This window comes from Treponema primitia ZAS-2, from assembly GCF_000214375.1.
Taxonomy (GTDB): Bacteria; Spirochaetota; Spirochaetia; order Treponematales; family Breznakiellaceae; genus Termitinema; species Termitinema primitia.
Map to the genome: position 1 here is coordinate 598,063 of NC_015578.1, position 16,479 is coordinate 614,541.

The following is a 16,479-nucleotide window of genomic DNA, read 5'->3' on the forward strand; positions in this document are numbered from 1 at the left end:
ATTACCTTCCTTTAATTTATAGGGTACATCTAAAAACTCGGTTAGTTTTTAGATGTACTCCGCATTTGCTCGTTTAACGACTATAGTAAGGGCTATTTTATCGGTGCAATTCTACCGGCAATTTTTGTTGGAATCGTAATGCCGCTGGAAATATAATCATCCAGTACTTCACAAATGGTACCATGTCCTAACTCAAAATCTTTCCCGGGCGTCAGCACTTCCCAATTAGGAATGAACCATAAGCTGTCACTTTTGCTCGCGCAGGTATACACTGCATCCGGATCAAATGGAGATCCATCTTCCATCTTGATAGATGTAATGCGATTTCCCGCTGGGGCATTTTGGTCAAATTCTACGAGAATACCTGAAATATGTATAAACGAATTGTTTTCGTTGGGGAATGCCGATACACCATTTTCCAGGGCACTACGGATTACTTCGCCTTTTAGTGTGAAGGTACAGACCGGAGCGTCCGGAAACAACGCGGTCAGCAGCTGGTTGCGTATTACTTCGCCTGCGTTAAGATTTGCCCGAATGGCAGGACCTTGAAGCAGCCCGATTTGTACGCCGGTTTTCCAACGCATTGAATCGGTGAGAAGATTACCAAAGACGGACTCTGCGCGGCGGCTATAATCTCGTGTACCATAAAGGGTTTCCGACAAACTAAACACCGTTTCGTTTAGATATGCGGCATTCCGGGCATTTACCTGGTCGATAAAAGCCTGCACTTCCGCATCCGGTGTAATGCCTGATTCTGCCTCGTGTCCTTTTATTGGAATAAGCCGCGCAGTTACGTTAAGCACTTCGCTGCCTTTTACAGTGAGTTCAATGACCCCGAGATTATTGCCGTATTCGCCTGTTTCACCGATAAGGACACCATTATATAAAAGCCCGTTCTGGTGAGCGGTGTGGCAATGTGCGTCAATAATCAGGGAAAGCCATGGGCAATGTTCGGCAAGATAGGTACTGCGGATAGTTTCGTCTGCATCTTGTACGCCAAGATGCGTAACAGCGATAAACACATTTGCGCCCTTTGCTGTTGATTCTGTCCGCGCCCTTTCCGCTGCCTTAACTGCTTCGTCGCCGGTGGTACCGGATGTAATGCCGATGAACGCAATTTTTGTTTTACCGAAACTTTTTATCACAAAATCTTTGATTTCCGGTATATTTGTCTTCCAGTCTGCTCCGATATTTGCCGCCAATATAGGAAACTTTACCAGTTTTGAGAGCATTTTAAAATCGACGGAATCAAATTGCTCGTGATTGCCCATGGCGAACACTTCATAACCTACCATATTCATTACAGTTGCCACATCCCGTCCATCAGAAAGAGATGCAAAAGGTGTTCCGTCAAATGCGTCTCCGGCAGATACTATTACAACATCGCGTTTTTCTGCGCGAAGCGAATCTGCGTATCCTTTCACATAGGGTTCAATCGCCACATTTGAATGCACATCATTTGTATGCAAAATAGTGATGACATTTTCTACCGGTTCTTTCCGTCCGCCGGCAAATACAGCTCCCATTGCTGAAAACAGCAACAACACCGATAATAGCATTCTTTTGGACTTCATAATTAACTCCTGAAAAAAATATTTTGCGGTGCAATAGATATCCTAATCCATGCGCCTTTGTCAAAATGCCGGCTTTTTACACAGGTAACACTTACACAGTACAATGCCACTCATTGCGTAAGCTGAGGTAATTTCACCCAAACAGCTTCCGGCTTTCTTCGTAAACCGTTTCATCGAAAGCCGGAGGTGTACCCATTGCCGAGCAGAGAAAAGACTTTTTCTCCATGCTGGGTCCATACTTTGCCACAAAACGCTTTGCTGCGGCAACGGCATCTTCAGTCTTTGTATCCGGCCCTAGCGCCACATCGGGATCAAGGCCGATGATAAGTTTGTCGCCATACTTATCATACAGCATACTTTTGTCATTCATTGACTGTGCCCCACCCCATGAATCGCAGCCAGCCTCAATATAAGCTGGTACAAGCAGTTCATTTTTGCCGCAGGAATGCATATCAAAATACATGCCTTGGGAATGGACGTGATCGACCACTTTTTTAAGATAGGGAACGATCATTTCCTGCACCGTTGCCAGGGAGAAAAAGGGCGCTTGCTGGCCGCCCCAATCATCATGAAAATTAATGACCAGGGGGTTATACTGTTTTTTGGCGTTTGTTATTATCTCTTTATATAATTCCGCGAGTTTGTCAAAAAGATCCTTGACCGCATCCTTTTGATCATCGTCAATCAGCGCGACAACGGCATTCTCAAAATCCATAAAGGAGATGAGCCTTTCATAAAACCCGGTAAAAATCGAAAAGGTAAGCGCCCTTCCATCGGTGGTATATGCTGCGTTTGCTTTGGCGGAACCTTCCCAATCCCATTTGCTTATATCGGGGAATTTAATCACCTTGGGCCAGTCATTGGCATCCTCAAGGGCAGGGTTACCGGGTTTTACCGTGGAACCCCCAACTTGGGGTACGTAGATCCATTCAATGCCAAATTTGTCCTTCCCGCCGACCAGTTCTTCGGGTGATAGGGGATTCACCTCCAAGGCCATTCCCCGGGCTATGTTATCAGGGTCAATACGGGGGGTTAGCAGACACTGATCGGCCATAAGCGGCAGCCAGTGGGGGAGCTCCCCCTTATACAGGGCTTCGTAGTTTTCCCGAGGGGTTACCGGGGTTTTAAATTTTTTAGCGCCCGGGGCGCCCGGAAAAAGAGGGGGCCAATGCTCGCTAACCGCCAGCTCTTCTTTGCTAAATGGAACGCTTTCCATCGTTATCCTCCATACTGTTTAAAATGCTTCAAGTAAGCATACATTAGGGCCTATAACCTGTAAAACAGAAAATTATTGTCTTGCAACAATAAAAACTTGTGGTATAATTACCCATGGATTACAAACAGCTACGTAATTTCCTCGCGGTCTGCGATGAAAAAAATTTTACCAAGGCTTCAAGTCAACGTTTTATTACCCAGCAGGGTTTAAGTATATCTATCAAAGCCCTGGAAGATGAGCTTGAGGTTCCCCTGTTTTACCGGAACCCAAAAGGGATTGAGCTGACCGAATTCGGCAGGGTTCTTGAAACGGCTGCCAAGTCCTACACAAACCAGCACGACCATATCATTGACACGATCCGGCAGCTTAGGGAAAAAGCTAAATCCCAGGTGTCTATCGGAATTGCCAACGGGCTGGATCATCTGTTTCCTCCCCTGTTTTTAAGTACCTTCATTGTGGAGCATCCGGATATTTCCCTGAATATCATGAATTTTGTCGAAGAGACCTGCCAAAAATCCATGCGGGAAAATAAGCTGCAAATTGGTTTTTCTCCCGCGCCGGTTGACATGAATCTGTTTGCTTCGCTTATATGTGAACGAAACAAAATCGGCCTTTTGGTTGGAGAAAAACACCCTTTTGCAGAGCGCAGTTCCGTAAAGCTGCAGGAACTGAAGGGTGAAATGGTCATTTCCCTGAATAACCGCATGCACCCCTTCGATTTACTGTGGGATCAATGTATCCGGAACGGGGTTGTACCGGAAATCAATTTGAGTAGTCCTGCAATGGAACTGACCTGTGAATTAATCAGCACCAATCGTGTTGTTGGTTTTGGCGGAGGCCCTCAGGACCGGTTTCCCGGTTTAGTGCACATAGAAATTGAAGATATGGATTTCTATTGGGAATTTCATCTTATTGTAAACAAGTATGCCTTCATCAGTGATGCTGCAAAAGAGTTTATTGCCTATGCAAAAGAACGGTTCAATACACAATAGTCTGCCAATAGATACTCACAGAAAAACTATTCTGGGCTAATAGTGACCTCTTCCTTAATGGTGGTCAGAATAGTAATGGTGCTGGTATTGATCACCCGTTTTTCAATACGCATGACATCGATGAGCTGCTCCACTTCTTTTACCGAATGGGCCACTATTTTCAGCATATATTCGTAGGTTCCCCCGATGCGGTGGCATTCGAGAATGTCCGGGCAGGTTTTGACAAATTCCACGAAATCCCGGTCGTAGTCTATGTTGTGATGGCTGAATTCTACCATGCAGAAACAGGTGAATTCCTTATTGAATTTCTGGGGATTTAAAATAGCCACATATCCCTTTATGTACCCGGATTGTTCCAGCTTACGCAGCCGCTCACTGGCGGCGGGCAGGGAGAGCTTAATGTGCCGGGATAGTTCTTTTAGGTGTATACGGGCATCCTTGCGCAGAATCTCCAGGATTTTGCGGTCAATGGCATCCGGTTTTTTCTCTATACTATCCATTTGTATTTACAACTGTAACATAAATAGGGAAATTTAACAAGGAGGATTCTTCTGGGCCTAATATAGTACTGCGATAGAAAAAACAACTTAAATTATTAAGGCCATTTGAACTTCTTCTTTAAAATTTCTGAATTTTAGTAAAAACCCTCCAAAAAATAAAATATGTATTACTATTCTAACTGTAGAGTCAGGTTAGTCCATTAGGGACACTATTTAATTATTTTTCGGAGGTTCGTATGAAAGTCGGAACAGTTACTGAAATCAAAAAACATGAGTACCGGGTTGGGCTCACACCCAAGGGTGTGGAAGCCTTTGTCAAGCATGGTCACCAGGTGCTGGTGCAGAAGGGCGCCGGGGAAGGTTCAGCCTTCCCGGACGATCTGTACAAGGCGGCGGGGGCCAAGATTGTGGATCGCGCCGAGGATGTGTTTGCGGAAAGCGAAATGATTGTCAAGGTAAAGGAGCCTCTGGAAGCGGAATACAAGCTGATCCGGGAAGGCCAGGTCCTGTATACCTATCTCCACCTGGCGCCGGATCGTGCTTTGACCGATGCCCTGGTCAACAGCAAGTGCATCGGTATTGCCTTTGAGACCATCAAGGATCGCAGCGGCGGGCTTCCCTGCCTGAAGCCCATGAGCCAGATCGCGGGCCGCCTGTCGGTCCAGGAAGGGGCGAAGTACCTTGAAAAGCCCTTTGGTGGCCGGGGCGTCCTGCTCTCCGGTGTTCCCGGTGTTCCCCGGGCGGAAGTGGTGGTACTTGGAGCCGGTATTGTGGGCGCCAATGCGGTAAAAGCGGCGGTCGGGTTGGGCGCCAGGGTTACGGTTCTGGACATCAACCTGGACCGGCTTGAATACCTGGAAGATATTTACGGAGCGGCCCTCAACACCCTCTATTCCAGCCCCCAGAACCTGGACGCCATTCTGCCCACGGCGGATTTGGTAATCGGCGCGGTGCTTATCCCCGGGTCCTCTACCCCCCATCTTATCAAGAAAGCGCACCTTAAGACCATGAAACCCGGTTCAGTCATTGTTGACGTGGCCATTGATCAGGGCGGATGCAGCGAAGCCAGCCATGTGACCTACCACGACGATCCGGTGTATGTCCTGGACGGGGTGGTCAACTATTGCGTGGGCAATATGCCCGGGGCGGTTGCAAATACTTCGACAAATGCCCTTGCCAATGCCACATTGAACTACGGCCTTTCAATTGCGGATCTCGGCGTTGCCGGGGCGCTCAAGAAAGACAAAGGCCTTCTGGAAGGGCTCAACACGTACAAGGGCAAAATTACCTATGAAGGTGTGGCAAAAGCCCACAACCTGCCCTATGTACCTGCAACGGATGCTTTGACCTGAAAATTCACTTAGAGGAGTGTATTTATGGAAGCTTTTGCAAGAACTATCTCTACGATTGATGGTTGGCTTTGGGGGCCCTGGCTCCTGATACTCCTGTTCGGTACCCACCTGTACCTGACTGTAAGAACCGGGTTCATTCAGAAGAAGCTTGGTTTGGCTATCAGGCTTTCGGTAACTAAAGACAAAGGCGGCGAAGGGGATGTATCCCAGTTCGGCGCCCTGACTACCGCCCTGGCCTCTACCATAGGGACCGGCAATATTATCGGGGTTGGCACGGCGATCGCCGTGGGCGGCCCCGGGGCGGTGCTGTGGATGTGGCTGACCGGCGTGTTCGGTATAGCAACCAAGTACAGCGAGTCCCTGATTGCGGTTAAGTACCGGGTAAAGACTGAGAAGGGTACCATGCTCGGGGGGGCCATGTTCGCCCTGGAACGGGGTCTCAAAAACAAGAAGCTCGGGCGTTTCCTGGGCATCCTGTTTGCGGTCTTTGCGGCGCTGGCTGCCTTTGGCATTGGCGACGGGGTACAGTCCAACGCAGTGGCGGACTTGGTGCAGCGGAATTTCCACATTCCGGCCTGGATTTCCGGCCTGATCATGATGGTTTTCACCGGGCTGGTGCTGGTCGGCGGGCTCAAGGCAATTTCCAAGGTCTGCGAAAGCCTGGTTCCGTTTATGGCAGCAGTCTACACTCTTGGTTGTATCATCTGTCTTATTATGAACGCCCAATATGTGGGCCCGGCGTTTGTGGCAATCTGGAATGCCGCGTTTGCCCCCAGGGCTTTAACCGGCGGTTTGCTGGGCTACGGCTTGATGGCAGCGGCTCGGTTCGGCATAGCCCGGGGTCTGTTTTCCAACGAATCCGGCATGGGCTCCGCGCCCATCGTTGCTTCCGCGGCGAAGACTGCAAACCCGGTCCGGCAGGCTCTGGTCTCCATGACCGGTACCTTCTGGGACACTGTGGTGGTCTGCCTTATGACCGGCCTGGTGATTGTAAGCTATGAAGTGGCGCCCAATGGCAGCACCGGCTTCACCAACGGCGGCGCCCTGACCAACGAGGCGTTTTCCCAGATACCCGTGTTTGGCCCCATTATCCTCACCTTCGGCCTGATCACCTTTGCCTTCTCTACCATTCTGGGCTGGTCCTACTACGGTGAAAAGGGCGCGGAGTACCTCTTTGGGTCCAAGATAAATATTCCCTACCGTATCCTGTACACACTGATAGTGTTTGTAGGCGCCGCCATTCCCCTGGGCCTGGTCTGGGATATTGCGGATGCCCTGAACGCCTTGATGATACTTCCAAATATCCTGGCGGTACTGCTTTTAAGCAATATAATCGTTGAAGAAACGAAGAAGTACAGCGGCATCCATATTGACGATGTGGATACGACCCCCATCCCCCTGATGGAGAGTCTCAGAAGGAAAAACCCGGTATAATTACGACACGAAGCTTGTGAATGGGGATGGTTGGGACCAGATGCGGTTTCCGGCCATCCCCATCTTTTTTTTAAATTGAAAATCATATAGTCTTTGCCCATGGTATATCTTGGTATAGTATTCAGGATAATCGGCGGGCTCTGCCTCTTCCTCTACGGGATGAAGGTGATGAGCGACGGGATTCAGCAGGCTGCCGGGGATCGTATGCAGAAGGCCCTGAATTTTATGACCAAAAACCGGTTTATCGGGGCGCTGACCGGCATGGTGGTGACCGCCCTGGTCCAGTCCTCCTCGGCGGTTTCGGTGATGCTGGTTTCTTTTGTGAATGCCGGGATCCTGACCCTTACCCAGGCCATCGGGGTGATCATGGGGGCAAATATCGGCACTACCACCACCGCCTGGATCGTGTCCCTGGTGGGGTTTTCCATAGATATTTCCGCCCTGGCCCTGCCGGCTATCGGACTTGGCTTTCTAATGCGTTCCGCGAAGTGGAAGCATAAGAATTTCGGGGAGGCCCTCCTGGGCTTCGGTTTTATCTTTCTGGGTCTGAATTTTCTTACCGACGCCCTGCCCACGGTGAGCCCGGAATCCATGGAATTTATCCGGAAAATCTCCAACCTGGGTTTCCTTTCAGTAATTTTCGGGGTGTTTATAGGAACCATGCTTACCCTGCTGATGCACTCCTCCGCTGCTACCATCACCCTTGTTATCACCCTGGCCTTCGGCGGGGTTATCAACTTTGAGATAGCCGCCGCCCTGATCCTGGGGGCCAACATCGGTACCACCATCGACGCCATCCTAGCCGCCATCGGGACCAAGACTGCGGCAAAACGTACCGCCATGGTGCACGTGTTTTTTAATGTGGCGGGCAGTATTGTTGCGCTGATTTTTTTCCGGCCCCTGTTGGCACTGGTGGATTTCCTGGTTCCCGGTTCCCCCATTGGGGTGGGCATCACCACCCACCTGGCAATGTTCCACACGGTCTTTAACCTTCTCTGCACCCTGGTGTTCCTGCCCTTTGTAACCCAGCTTGCTGCCCTGGTTTCCTTCCTTATCAAGGACAAGGACGGGAAGCAGGGACGGCCTCGGCCTTATCGGCTTGAATACCAGCGGGCTACCCCCAGTACACCGGAACTGAATATTATCCGGGCTGAAAAGGAAATCCAGGATATGGCGGGCCTGGCATCCTCCATGTTTGCCCAGGTCAGCCATGTTCTGCCCGGCCTGCGGGGGGAGGGGAACAAGATGGAAATAGTGGATGCCCTGGTGGATGATCTGAAGGACAGCGAGGAATATGCCGACGAGATGCGGGAGGAGCTGACCCGGTTTTTCATAGAATGCACCCGCCAGCGCCTGGGCCGTCAGTCTGAGGCGAAGGTCTATCGGCTGCTGCGGATCATTTCCGATTTGGAGGACATGACCGATGACTGCTACAGCGTAGGCCTCCTTCTGAACCGCAGTGTGCGGAAGGACCATATTTTTAAGAATAAGGAAATGGAAGCCCTGGTCCCCTATGTGAGCAAGGTGGAGGATTTTCTCAGGTTTGTGGAAGAGCACCTGGGCGCCAGTATCTCAGGAGAACAAGCCCTCTTTGCGGAGAAACTTGAAAACGACATTGACAAATCCCGGAACAAGCTGCGGAAACTGGGCCGCAAACGGATTGAGGCCGGGGTGGATGTGAAGACGGAACTGCTCTTTATTGACGTGGTCCGGCGCATAGAAAAGGTGGGGGACTACTGTTATAACATCGCGGAAACTTTGATAGAGAAGGGGTAATGGAGTTGGGGGTACGGAATAGGCTATTCCACACCCCGCTACAGCAAACCGCCCTGTTCGCTAGCGATGGTGGTGCTGGGGCCGTGGCCGGCGTAGACCCGGATGCTCCCGTCCAGGGTGAAGAGCCGGCGGAGGCTTTGCTGGATTTGGGGCCAGCTGCCGCCGGGGAGATCCGTGCGGCCCCAGCCGGCTTTGAACAGGGTGTCCCCGCTGAAAAGGACCTTGGCCTTTTCGTCCAGGAAGCCCACGGAACCCTGGGTGTGGCCGGGAAGGTGCAGGGTTTTGAAGGGGCCTATGTTGGCCCCTTCGGCGAGCAGGACATCCGCAGCGGGCATATCCTGCCAAAGGGCGTCTATGTAATCTGCATTTCCCGCAGCAATGGTGAAGCTTTCCACATGGACCTGGTAGGCTTCGGGTCCCAGGTATTTGGCGTCCTCCTGGTGGATGGCAATAACCGGCGGCTCCTTCCCGGGAAAGGCCCGGGCCAGCTCCGGCAGGGCGGCGATATGGTCAAAGTGGCCGTGGGTAAGTAAAATATACCGGGGCCGCAGATTAAGCCGCTTAAGCCGGGCAACGATTAATTCAGGATCCGCTCCGGGATCGATGACGGCGCTGTCGCCTGATTCATCCCAGGTGTATATCCAGCAATTGGTTTCGATTGCTCCTACAACAATATGTTCGATCATGTGTTCCCCTATGGAGGTATTGTACCCTGCGTATCACAGATTTGCTAGTAATAATCGCCCTGGTAGTCCTCGGATGTGGCCTGGTTCCCGTGGCCGGGGCTTTTTTGATGCGGAGATCCTGGCGTCTTTTCCGGAGCCGTTTTGACAAACTGTGCCTAGAGCCCATTCTGGATTATGCCGCCTGCCAGAAGACCCCCCTGGAAGGCGCCCAGTACCGGTTTACCGGCGGGTTTGAGTCCCTTACGGACGGGAAGACCCTGTGGATACGCAGCGAGACCCTGACCATCCCGGTTGTTCTAGCGGGAGCCCATACCTACCTATTGCCCATGCCCGAGGGAGGTGAAACCCTGGGCTCCTTTGATCCCGGTGAGGAAGCCCCGGAGCGTATACGCTGGGACCGAATTTCCACCCTTACCGGGGGGGCCAAGGTTTTTGTGGGGGGGCTGCTCTGCCATGTTGAGGACCGGTGGACCTTTGTTTCCACCAAGGAGAGCCCCCTGCTGGTTATCTTTTATGACGGGCCGGATCATACCATGGCAACCCGGGCGATTCGGGCGGGGCGGCACCGGAATGAATACTGGAACCGGCTTACCCCCTATGGGTTTATGTTCAACGCCTTTTTCCAGATACTCATCGCCCTGTCTTTCCTTTCCCGGCCCGCCTTCCGGCTGACCGCGCTCTGCGCCTTTATCGCCCTCTTTGCCCCGATTTTTCCCCTGCTGCCTCCGGGGGTGCTCCTGACTGTGGTGTACCGGCGGCTCTGGTGGCGGGCCCGCATTTTCCGGGCCTACCGGGACCTGGCCCGGCTGCCTTTGAAGTACCTTTCTATGGGGAAGAAACTTATTGGGGAGAGTTTTTCCCGTCAAGGACGGCTTCCGGACGGCGAAGTTTACGGGGCGGTCTGGCGTAAAGAACTCCCCGGGGATGCGGTCCCGGGGCTTATTCCCGGGGATACCCTGGAGAAAATCCCGAAGGATATCCCCTTGATCATACCGGAACAACATTTCCATAAAGGCGAGGGTTGGTATATTTTCGGAGTGATGCCCGAGGAGGCGGAGGGGCTTGAAACACCCCTGCCAGTCCAGCCCCGGGATCCCTTTGCTGCCTATGGGGCTATACCGGGGGAGCCTGAGGGTTTAGCGGAACGGTATACCCGCTCAGCCTATATTCTGGAAATTACCGGGGGGCTGATCCTTTTGGTTGGCATAGGGCTAAATCTGCTTTTTGTCGGCATGATCCTGTACCTGCTTGCTGTATAGGGTCTGACGGGCGTTACATGAGCAGATACAAGACCTCATCACCATGGGCGCCGGTATCGGCCAGGGCCCGCACGGTTATTTCACGGACCTCTTCCGACTTGATATGCCCCTAATGCTACCTCTCTATTTACTCTACCATACCTTGGGGATTTCGGCAAACTGCCGGAGGACCAGTAAGATCCTACTATCCACTCCTGCGTTGCCTCCTGTCACCCCTGTGCTTACCCATTAAAGCATTTTTCCCTTTCAGCTCCCTAAAGGGGGTATATAGGCCATCAGTGTCCATATACTCAGGGAGGGTTCTCAGGCGGATTACATGGCTATACCACTGGAAAAGAAAGGGAATCATGCGTATATTTAAGACAAAGCGGTTTGCCAGGCTTTCCGATAAGGCAGGGATCACCGATACCGACCTGAGCGCTGCGGCTGAGGAAGTAAGCCGGGGAGCCTATGAGGCCGACCTGGGCGGGGGTGTATTTAAAAAGCGGATCGCTCGTTCTGGGGCTGGAAAGTCCGGGGGCTATCGGGTTATCCTGTTTTTCCAGCAGGATGAGCGGCTATTTTTTGAGTATGTTTTTGCCAAGTCAGGCCAGGCAAACATAGGGGATAAAGAGTTGAGGTGGTTCAGGAAGGTTTCCAAGGAATACCTTGAATATACCGAAAAAGAGCTTTTAGGCCGTCTGGATGGCGGTTGGATTGAGGAGATATGGCTATGAGGAAGTATAAGAGCGCCATTTTTAAACACCTCCACGGGGAGATGACAGACCTTTTCAACCAGGGCAAAGTCACCGCCGCAGAAATGCGGGAATTTGAACAGGATTGCTTTAAGGAAAGCGCCGATGCCCCCCAGGTCCTGGCAGCGCCTCAGCCCGCCATGTCCGCAGCGGGCCCCAGACCCCGGGGCCGCAGCATAAAATAAGCGCCGCAGCCTGGCCCCTTTTCCCAAAAGTGGCGCCAGGTACGCTTTTCTTTCCACCCTTTTTAAAATTTCGTCTTTAATAAACCATCGATTTCATCAATGGGTAAATCCGGCTGGGTATATTTTTCCTTAGTATAATCTCCATAGCCATTTTCATATTGCTGAATGAATTTAACCATGCCAACAGGGCCTAATGTTTCCCGTAATGCCTGAAGTCCTGCTTTATTAATTTCTATTAAACTATTCAGATTAACTGTCGCACATTCGCCCGGTGCGCCGCCCGCCGGCACTCGGTCTCCAGCAAGTTGCTGGAACAAATCGTATGCGCCGCGCTCGCCTCCGTCAGGTACTCCCGCAGCGCATCAGACAGATCCTCTTCAAAGAACAACCTTCAAGAACGCCGACGAGTCGATATACTGCCGCACTAGAGCCGTTCCTCCCGACCTTCCCGCAGAATCTCCAGGGACCCACGCCCCGAAGCCGCCCGCACCCGGGGAATCTCGTTCCACGCCATCCGCTCTGAGGTATCCTCAATCGTGATGGTCGCCCGGGTTTTTTCCGGCACCGACACTGGGCTTTCCGGCACAAACTTTCTGTCTTCAAAAAAAGCGCTTATGACCAACATACAAGCCCCCTGCCATTAATTATACCATACCTGGTTCTGTTGAGCAAACGCTCCCCGCTCCCCCATAAAAAAGGGCGCACCCGGTTTCCCGAGTACGCCCTCTGGTGTCAGTCACCTGGCACGTTTTTCTTAGGCTAAACTGGTGCCAGGCACGCGCCATACACCTTTTCGCCCTTTACCGCGTCATTCGAAAATGCCGAATTCACACTGGACTGTGCCCCCACCTGTGCCATTGTACCATGGGACTGATAATTCAATAAATCAAATTAATACGAAGCCGATGTCTGTTCCTTTGTTATATCCGTCATAACTGCACGCAGTTCTTCCCTGTCCTGACCCAATTGCAAAACCAACGCATCCGCCATTTTGCCCGCGTTCGCTTCGCTGCCCAAACCCAATGCCGTAGCAATTTGCCCCCGCATTGTGTTTGTCAGGGATGTGTTGATGGCATTAAAATTCCCCGGCCTGTTATAGCTGAACCCACGACCATCTTCATATTTTACATTCGCCGTTGGTGTTTGCCCAGCAGCGGTTGTCTTTGCAACAAATTCATTTGCCGCAACACCGCCCTCCGTTGTCCAGTCGCAGGTAATTAAATATTGTCCCGACTTATACGCGTCCAAAAATTTATTAAAATTTTCCCTGTCCGCTGCGTTGGTAAAAATTGTGTTAATTATGGTGGCGCCTTGTGCGTCCATTGTATTCATAAATTCAGTAATTGATACGCCAGTTGCCTTCCCATTTGGCTTTTGTATTGCCGTTTCGGCACCCGCCAATGTTGTAAATTTTGTTTTCAGTGAACCGCCAACATGGACGCCGCCGCGATCACGAGCGCCGCAAAGCCGCCATATAGCCCCTGTCTCTTTTTCATACTTGTCTCCTTTAGGCTTAAAGCCTTCGTTTCTGCCGGTATCCTTACGGAATCAGCGCGTTCACCATGGGCCTTCTTGCCGGTCGTTCTTTCTCCTTTTTTACCCATACGGTCTATTTTAGTGACCGAATGAGACGCACAGCCCCCCAAATGGGGCAGACGTACCTGAGAGCGGAAACCCCGGAACCACCGGAGCGATATGCGTGTAAAGTATTATATTACAAGGAATTATGTACGGGGAGGTCTTGTGGGGCTCTTAGTGCCTGCAACATGGGGGTAGTTTAGGCAATACGAAAAAATTGTGCAATAAGCGGGGCAAAAAGGGGGAGAGCAATGATTAGGTAGGATAAAACGAGTTGTCCTCTGATCTTCCCCTCTTCCCCTTTGTGGTGAAATTCTTCTTATTGCTATTCTTCTCTGGTTTCGTCGTCTTGAACTTCGGTTTCCGGCTCCTCATCCGGGAATTCCGCCGAAGCCTCGGCTGAAAAATCCGAGGTTTCAGCGGGTATTTCCCCGCCTTCATGGTCAAAGCTGCTTTCCAGGCCGGTATCCTCGGGGAAAGTCTCATCCGCATCACGGGAATTTTCGTCCTTCCGGGCCCGGGCATGGTTGACCGTAAGGGTTCTGCCCCGGAAATTTACGCCATTCAGGGCGGTGATAAGCTCTTCCGCAACGCTGGTACGGACCTGTATAAAGGAATAGTTGTTCAGGATATTGATGAGTCCGATATCATCCTTGGAAATTTGTGTCTTGGTGCCGATGAGCCCCAGGATTTCCCGGGGGAAAACCCGCCGATTCCGGCCTATGCTGATAAATATCCGGGTGGATTCTTCTTCCGGCAGGGGCTGCCGTGCCGCTTCGGCTCCCTCGGCGGGGTTCCGTTTGCTCTTGGGGGCGGCGGGCGCTACTTGCAACGCAGTTCCCCGGGCATTACCCGCCGGCTTCTCCCGGCTGCCTTTAGCCGTCTCGAAAGCCCCGGATTTGCGTGATCGACCGGTTCCCTGATCCTGGATCATCAGCAGATATGCCGCCAGGTAGGAGCGCCGGAAAAAGGAAACCTTCTTCCGGAAAAGGGAACGGTATTGGTTGAGCAGTTTGGGATCCGCCTCGGTCTGAATCTTTTCAAGAATTTCATCTAGACGGTTTTTAATTTTTTCTTCATTAAATAAAACGGACATTCATTTTTCCTATTGTTAAAATTTGTCTTAGCATGACATATATATAGTATTTACTCAATACACTATTTTTTTCTTTGCCCTTTCCGGTACCGGATAACATAGGGGGTGAAGGATCCCCGAAGCAGCACCCGTGAAAACCCATCGGCTGTCTGGGGGACGTCGATGAGTATTTCTGCCGCTGCTTTGGCCGCCGGGGTTTCCAGGAGCCGGGTAAGTAGGGCTTCCCCCAGGCCCAGGCCCCGGTATTCCGGGCGGACTTCCAGGGCGGCAATTTCCAGGATTTCCCCCCGGAGTTTGCCTGCTATATAAGCGGCAAACTCCCCACCGCTGGTTTCGGCAACCAGGGCCGGTTCCCCGGGAAATAGCCAGGGCGTTTCGCCCAGGGGGGCTTGTGGGCCGCCCGCCGCTTCTTCAAGGCAGAGCCGATGCAGGGTTTCCGCCGCCGTTTCATCCGCAGCCAGGCTTTCCCGGAACAGGAAATCTTCCAGCACCAGATCCTCAGTTTCCTCAGGCTCTTCGCCTAACCGTTCCAAGCCCCATTTTTCCCTGAGGGAGTTGTACCAGAAGCGCAGCTCCTTTTTCATTTCCTGTTCTTTGAAGGCGAACCAGAGCTTTTCCGCCTCCGGATAGGGGGCCAGGGCATCCTTAAAGGCACGGAATACCCCCTTCCCACGGTTCAGGGCTCCGGTGAGCCGCTTTTGGATTAGCGGGTTCTTGAAACTCGCAGCAAAACGCTCCATTACCCGGTAGCCATCCGCGGAATCCCATTCGGGGATGCTGATAAATCGGTCGTCTTTGTCATCCGCCCAGTCTATGTCGTCTTCACTGACCACCATCCCTTCCTGGGTATCCAGGAAGAGGGTACCGAATTGATCCTCCATGGCAAAGAGGAGATCGTCGATTAATGCGTCGGTAAGTTCAAACTGCATTCTTATACTCCCATGCAGGTTCCCACTGAAATTGCGGTATCGATCATATAATGATCCTGCGGGACGGTTTTAACCCCTTCCGCAGGGACCCTGAGATCTACGGAGCTTATGGATTCCCCTTTCAGGGCGACCATCCTGCCGTATTCGCCTTTGGCCAGAAGTTTTGCCGCGGCGGTTCCCAGGCTGGTGGCCAGGACCCGATCGGAGGCGCTGGGTATGCCCCCTCGCTGCACATAGCCCAGCACCGTTGCCCTGGTTTCCAGGCCCGTTTCGGCCTCAATTTCCCCGGCTATCCGGTAGCCTATGGATGGAACCACAGTTTGTTCCCGGTATTTCTTTCGTTCCTTTTTGTCCATTGCCGCTTCCTCAATCGACATGGCCCCCTCGGCTACTACCACGATGGAAAAGCCCCTGCCGCTTTGGGTACGTTTTTCCAGGTGGCGGCCTATGGCCTTAATGTCGTAGGGGATTTCCGGTATCAGGATGACGTCCCCCCCGCCGGCTATCCCCGCGTAGAGCGCCAGCCAACCCGCCTTGTGGCCCATAAGCTCAATGATCATCACCCGGTTATGGCTCTGGGCGGTGGAATGGAGCCGGTCTATGGCCTCGGTGGCGATGGACAGGGCTGAGTGGAAGCCAAAGGTTCGGTCGGTGCCGATAATATCATTGTCGATGGTTTTTGGGAGCCCCAGGACATTCAGCCCCTCCTTGGCGAGGAGGTAGCCCGTGGTATTGGTGCCGTTCCCCCCCAGGACTACCAGGCAATCCAGGTTCAGTTTCCGGTAGTTTTCCTTAATCAGCTCTACCTTGTCTTCCTCGATGTCGCTGCTGTACTCCTTAGGCCGAGCCTTAAAGGGCTTTTCCCGGCTGGCCCCCAGGATGGTGCCCCCCCGGGTGAGGATCCCCATAAAGTCCACCGGCCGCAGTATGCGCCAGTCCTCGTCGATGAGGCCCCGGTAGCCATTGGCGATACCCACAGCGGTCATGTTGTACCTGTCGTGGGCAGCCCGGCACACACCCCGGATGGCGGCGTTCAGTCCCGGGCAATCCCCCCCTGCGGTAAGGATCCCGAAGGTTTTTGTCGCACTCTGTTCTACGGCTGCCATGGCGGCCCCCTTGTGTTTGTTACTTTTCCCGTCGATATAGTATTAGAGTTGTTTAAAAACCA

18 protein-coding genes are annotated in these 16,479 nt (G+C 52.2%); 7 read left to right on the plus strand and 11 right to left on the minus strand.

What is annotated here, in order from left to right; all coding sequences use genetic code 11:
* Positions 1-92: 92 nt before the first annotated feature.
* Positions 93-1,574: a bifunctional metallophosphatase/5'-nucleotidase gene (locus TREPR_RS02610; RefSeq protein WP_015706729.1), complete on the minus strand. Its 1,482-nt coding sequence runs from the start codon at positions 1,572-1,574 to the stop codon at positions 93-95.
* 133 nt (positions 1,575-1,707) lie between these two features.
* Entirely contained in the window at positions 1,708-2,790 is a 1,083-nt protein-coding gene (locus TREPR_RS02615; protein WP_015706730.1) for a veratrol--corrinoid protein metyltransferase, read from the minus strand.
* Positions 2,791-2,903: 113 nt separating this feature from the next.
* On the opposite strand from TREPR_RS02615, the gene TREPR_RS02620 reads away from it, so the two are divergent.
* Positions 2,904-3,782 carry a LysR family transcriptional regulator gene (locus tag TREPR_RS02620; RefSeq protein ID WP_015706731.1) on the plus strand — a complete coding sequence of 293 codons (879 nt, stop codon included), beginning with the start codon at positions 2,904-2,906 and terminating at the stop codon, positions 3,780-3,782.
* A 26-nt stretch (positions 3,783-3,808) separates the two neighbouring features.
* Here the strand turns inward: TREPR_RS02620 and TREPR_RS02625 are convergent, their stop codons facing one another.
* Entirely contained in the window at positions 3,809-4,282 is a 474-nt protein-coding gene (locus tag TREPR_RS02625) for an Lrp/AsnC family transcriptional regulator (RefSeq protein ID WP_015706732.1), read from the minus strand.
* 236 nt (positions 4,283-4,518) lie between these two features.
* Here TREPR_RS02625 and ald point away from each other — a divergent pair, with 236 nt between their 5' ends.
* The 3 genes from ald to TREPR_RS02640 all read left to right on the plus strand — a co-directional run bounded on the left by ald (position 4,519) and on the right by TREPR_RS02640 (position 8,844).
* Complete coding sequence (ald, locus tag TREPR_RS02630) at positions 4,519-5,634, plus strand: alanine dehydrogenase (RefSeq protein WP_015706733.1); 1,116 nt, start codon at positions 4,519-4,521, stop codon at positions 5,632-5,634.
* 24 nt (positions 5,635-5,658) lie between these two features.
* A complete protein-coding gene (locus tag TREPR_RS02635) occupies positions 5,659-7,068 on the plus strand; it encodes an alanine/glycine:cation symporter family protein (protein ID WP_015706734.1) in 1,410 nt (469 codons plus the stop codon).
* 99 nt (positions 7,069-7,167) lie between these two features.
* Positions 7,168-8,844 carry a Na/Pi cotransporter family protein gene (locus tag TREPR_RS02640; protein WP_015706735.1) on the plus strand — a complete coding sequence of 559 codons (1,677 nt, stop codon included), beginning with the start codon at positions 7,168-7,170 and terminating at the stop codon, positions 8,842-8,844.
* A gap of 38 nt (positions 8,845-8,882) precedes the next feature.
* On the opposite strand, the gene TREPR_RS02645 is transcribed toward TREPR_RS02640, so the two are convergent.
* The gene (locus TREPR_RS02645; RefSeq protein WP_015706736.1) at positions 8,883-9,530 is read right to left on the minus strand and encodes an MBL fold metallo-hydrolase; all 648 of its coding nucleotides are present in this window, start codon (positions 9,528-9,530) and stop codon (positions 8,883-8,885) included.
* Positions 9,531-9,571: 41 nt separating this feature from the next.
* Between TREPR_RS02645 and TREPR_RS02650 the strand changes: the two genes are divergently transcribed.
* The 3 genes from TREPR_RS02650 (at position 9,572) to TREPR_RS02660 (ending at position 11,708) form a co-directional block, all read left to right on the plus strand.
* Positions 9,572-10,789, plus strand: coding sequence for a hypothetical protein (locus tag TREPR_RS02650; protein WP_245534770.1), 1,218 nt, complete (start codon positions 9,572-9,574; stop codon positions 10,787-10,789).
* Positions 10,790-11,136: 347 nt separating this feature from the next.
* Positions 11,137-11,505, plus strand: coding sequence for a type II toxin-antitoxin system RelE/ParE family toxin (locus tag TREPR_RS02655; protein WP_015706738.1), 369 nt, complete (start codon positions 11,137-11,139; stop codon positions 11,503-11,505).
* Complete coding sequence (locus TREPR_RS02660) at positions 11,502-11,708, plus strand: hypothetical protein (protein ID WP_015706739.1); 207 nt, start codon at positions 11,502-11,504, stop codon at positions 11,706-11,708. Before TREPR_RS02655 ends, TREPR_RS02660 begins: the two co-directional genes overlap by 4 nt.
* A 62-nt stretch (positions 11,709-11,770) precedes the next feature.
* On the opposite strand, the gene TREPR_RS02665 is transcribed toward TREPR_RS02660, so the two are convergent.
* The 7 genes from TREPR_RS02665 to TREPR_RS02695 all read right to left on the minus strand — a co-directional run bounded on the left by TREPR_RS02665 (position 11,771) and on the right by TREPR_RS02695 (position 16,417).
* On the minus strand, positions 11,771-12,025 hold the full coding sequence (locus tag TREPR_RS02665; protein ID WP_201765759.1) for a hypothetical protein: 255 nt from the start codon (positions 12,023-12,025) through the stop codon (positions 11,771-11,773).
* Positions 12,026-12,132: 107 nt separating this feature from the next.
* Positions 12,133-12,333 (minus strand): hypothetical protein, encoded by a 201-nt coding sequence (locus tag TREPR_RS02670; protein ID WP_015706741.1) that lies wholly within the window; start codon positions 12,331-12,333, stop codon positions 12,133-12,135.
* A gap of 266 nt (positions 12,334-12,599) precedes the next feature.
* Positions 12,600-13,109, minus strand: a complete 510-nt coding sequence (locus TREPR_RS02675) for a hypothetical protein (protein ID WP_041610984.1) — start codon at positions 13,107-13,109, stop codon at positions 12,600-12,602.
* Between the two features lie 17 nt (positions 13,110-13,126).
* On the minus strand, positions 13,127-13,312 hold the full coding sequence (locus tag TREPR_RS02680) for a hypothetical protein (protein WP_041610985.1): 186 nt from the start codon (positions 13,310-13,312) through the stop codon (positions 13,127-13,129).
* 299 nt (positions 13,313-13,611) lie between these two features.
* Entirely contained in the window at positions 13,612-14,382 is a 771-nt protein-coding gene (locus TREPR_RS02685; RefSeq protein ID WP_015706742.1) for a DbpA RNA binding domain-containing protein, read from the minus strand.
* Between the two features lie 62 nt (positions 14,383-14,444).
* Positions 14,445-15,311: a GNAT family N-acetyltransferase gene (locus TREPR_RS02690; RefSeq protein ID WP_015706744.1), complete on the minus strand. Its 867-nt coding sequence runs from the start codon at positions 15,309-15,311 to the stop codon at positions 14,445-14,447.
* 2 nt (positions 15,312-15,313) lie between these two features.
* The gene (locus TREPR_RS02695; protein ID WP_015706745.1) at positions 15,314-16,417 is read right to left on the minus strand and encodes a 6-phosphofructokinase; all 1,104 of its coding nucleotides are present in this window, start codon (positions 16,415-16,417) and stop codon (positions 15,314-15,316) included.
* Positions 16,418-16,479: the final 62 nt, after the last annotated feature.

Coding starts and splice junctions, on each gene's coding strand:
- TREPR_RS02610 (WP_015706729.1), bottom strand. CDS start 1,574: ATGAAGTCCAAAAGAATGCTATTATCGGTGTTGTTGCTGTTTTCAGCA.
- TREPR_RS02615 (WP_015706730.1), bottom strand. CDS start 2,790: ATGGAAAGCGTTCCATTTAGCAAAGAAGAGCTGGCGGTTAGCGAGCAT.
- TREPR_RS02620 (WP_015706731.1), top strand. CDS start 2,904: ATGGATTACAAACAGCTACGTAATTTCCTCGCGGTCTGCGATGAAAAA.
- TREPR_RS02625 (WP_015706732.1), bottom strand. CDS start 4,282: ATGGATAGTATAGAGAAAAAACCGGATGCCATTGACCGCAAAATCCTG.
- ald (WP_015706733.1), top strand. CDS start 4,519: ATGAAAGTCGGAACAGTTACTGAAATCAAAAAACATGAGTACCGGGTT.
- TREPR_RS02635 (WP_015706734.1), top strand. CDS start 5,659: ATGGAAGCTTTTGCAAGAACTATCTCTACGATTGATGGTTGGCTTTGG.
- TREPR_RS02640 (WP_015706735.1), top strand. CDS start 7,168: ATGGTATATCTTGGTATAGTATTCAGGATAATCGGCGGGCTCTGCCTC.
- TREPR_RS02645 (WP_015706736.1), bottom strand. CDS start 9,530: ATGATCGAACATATTGTTGTAGGAGCAATCGAAACCAATTGCTGGATA.
- TREPR_RS02655 (WP_015706738.1), top strand. CDS start 11,137: ATGCGTATATTTAAGACAAAGCGGTTTGCCAGGCTTTCCGATAAGGCA.
- TREPR_RS02660 (WP_015706739.1), top strand. CDS start 11,502: ATGAGGAAGTATAAGAGCGCCATTTTTAAACACCTCCACGGGGAGATG.
- TREPR_RS02670 (WP_015706741.1), bottom strand. CDS start 12,333: ATGTTGGTCATAAGCGCTTTTTTTGAAGACAGAAAGTTTGTGCCGGAA.
- TREPR_RS02680 (WP_041610985.1), bottom strand. CDS start 13,312: ATGGGTAAAAAAGGAGAAAGAACGACCGGCAAGAAGGCCCATGGTGAA.
- TREPR_RS02685 (WP_015706742.1), bottom strand. CDS start 14,382: ATGTCCGTTTTATTTAATGAAGAAAAAATTAAAAACCGTCTAGATGAA.
- TREPR_RS02690 (WP_015706744.1), bottom strand. CDS start 15,311: ATGCAGTTTGAACTTACCGACGCATTAATCGACGATCTCCTCTTTGCC.
- TREPR_RS02695 (WP_015706745.1), bottom strand. CDS start 16,417: ATGGCAGCCGTAGAACAGAGTGCGACAAAAACCTTCGGGATCCTTACC.